We start from the raw sequence: 1,907 nt of genomic DNA, 5'->3' as shown, positions 1-1,907 counted from the left end.
AATATGGGGGACAGGGCGTCGTGTTGGGTGGCCCGCATCTCAGTTTCAAATTGTTTGGCGTTTTGCCACAGCGCATCCAAATTAAGCACGGGAGCATGGTCGGGGGCTTGTATTGCGATTTCTCGTTGTTGCAATGCCTTGAACTCTGTTTGGCTGTAGCCGAGAGGGGCAGCGTTGAGCATGGTGCTAAGCAGTGTGAAAAGTAAGAGGATGGTCGTTAATCTGCGTCGTGTGAAAGCAGGGCTGGTTTGTACATTAATAATATTGAACATGAAAAGTCCTTACTGCTTGGCTGTTTTTAACAAACGAAATAATCCATTTTGAATGTGTTTTATGTATTTTCTCTGAGTGAGTTGTTATTAGCTTGTTTGAAATAGACATGGCATGGAGGAGTCAATGAAATGATGTTAAAGAGTCTTTTTGAATATTTTGATTACAACTATTGTTAACCCAATAGCCGTATATATGAGTAAGGCTTTAATGGTGAAGCTTAACGAAGCGCACCAGAATGAATCAAAATGGGGTTGTAGTTCAGAGAGTGATTGGGTCGTATCGACAGTGCCATTACTCAATGCGAGGTATACCTTTTGAACAAACACCGTTGTAAGCGTAAAAAAAGCACTGGCGATAATAATAAAAATAGATCGTATAGCCGCTAAACAGTGACTGAGGACGGTCAAATATTTAACGATGTCATTTTCTTTAAATGATCGTGATCTCAAATATTTAATCTCGTGAATGATGTTATTCCTTGTTATTTCGTACATACGTTATTCCCTGAATGAGGTAAGCCTTTTGTCGTTGTGTTAGAGCTGTGACTCAAATAAAAATCGAAAGTATTTACTGATTTATTATTCTCCTAATGCTTGTTTCATTATTTTTGTTCGATGTGTGGCAAAAAATATCTTGAGTATCAATGTATTGATCTGTTCGCTACTGTGAAAACGAGTTGCTGATTACCGAGATTATAATCATTGGTTTTGTACCGGAGAGTCGGTCTAAATAAGCTTTTTTAAGGTGATAGGGGAAAATGTCTAATGGCTGGGTCGTATCGATTTGATGGCGTTTCATTGATGGTCCTATTCGGTTTTAGTGTGTTTTCGCCATTGTGTGGTTTTATAGAAAAACACAGTTACGCTTTCTGAAATTCCACCGCTTTATAATGAGGGTGCTTGCCTGTATTAGGGTGTTCCGGTAACTGGTGCCCGTCTTGGGAACTCAGGCACCAGAACAGCGCATCGATAGGCAATACGGTATTGGTTGAGGTCAACAATCAAGAAAACACTAATGTAGGGGGTATCGTGGTAAGTCTTTTTTTGTGTTGATTGGCGTTCTATCTGATAAGTGGTACAGGCTTTTCAAAAAAACATCATCATCTCCCGGCTTAAAATTGGCCTCGGTAAAGCGCGCCCTGAGAATGTGGGTATGCAGGGTAGAGATAAGGTGAAATGTGATGTTGTCATGCCTGCCCGTACACACATTTTCCATGAAGGTCGTTTGCCATTCCTCGCTGTTTTTTAACCTGTCGATGAGCAAGGCTTGATGGGTGATATAAATGTTTAATCTGAATAGGGTGTTTAAAAACGTGGAGTATTCGGGCTCGATACGCGGGTTTTTCATTGGGTGATCCTCATTTCTATAAAAAGACACAGTTACGCTTTCTGAAATTCACAAACCCAAAGTTGTCACCCGTGACCGGGTTGTCGTGCCCCATTTCCCACAAGGCCGTCGTGGTGGTATAGGGGTGACACCACAACGGATCAGGAATGACGTTGGTCATCTGATAACGGTAGCGGGATTTGGGGAGGATCGGCTCCGGCCATTGATAACAAATCGCCCCGTCAGCCCCCCGGGTTTCCCACACAATGCCTTCTCGGTGCAATTTGAAATTCAACCGCTCCATAATG

2 protein-coding genes and 1 pseudogene are annotated in these 1,907 nt (G+C 42.2%); all 3 read right to left on the bottom strand.

Translation table 11 applies throughout. From position 1 onward, the window contains the following. Nucleotides 1-272 (bottom strand): annotated as a pseudogene (locus tag C9J12_RS30990) (hypothetical protein); the annotation flags it as partial. Nucleotides 273-1,284: 1,012 nt separating this feature from the next. Then, complete coding sequence (locus C9J12_RS29890; RefSeq protein ID WP_107247090.1) at nucleotides 1,285-1,620, bottom strand: hypothetical protein; 336 nt, start codon at nucleotides 1,618-1,620, stop codon at nucleotides 1,285-1,287. Between the two features lie 16 nt (nucleotides 1,621-1,636). Beyond that, nucleotides 1,637-1,907, bottom strand: a 271-nt coding sequence (locus tag C9J12_RS29885; RefSeq protein ID WP_193944729.1) for a TraU family protein, incomplete at its 5' end; no start/stop codon positions are given.

The organism is Photobacterium frigidiphilum (assembly GCF_003025615.1).
In the GTDB taxonomy this organism is placed as follows: domain Bacteria; phylum Pseudomonadota; class Gammaproteobacteria; order Enterobacterales; family Vibrionaceae; genus Photobacterium; species Photobacterium frigidiphilum.
Note: the sequence above shows the minus strand (reverse complement) of the source record. Positions and strands in the feature narration are given on the sequence as shown.

Bases quoted from the DNA above. Each gene is read 5' to 3' on its own strand.
- C9J12_RS29890 (WP_107247090.1), bottom strand. From the start codon at position 1,620: ATGAAAAACCCGCGTATCGAGCCCGAATACTCCACGTTTTTAAACACC.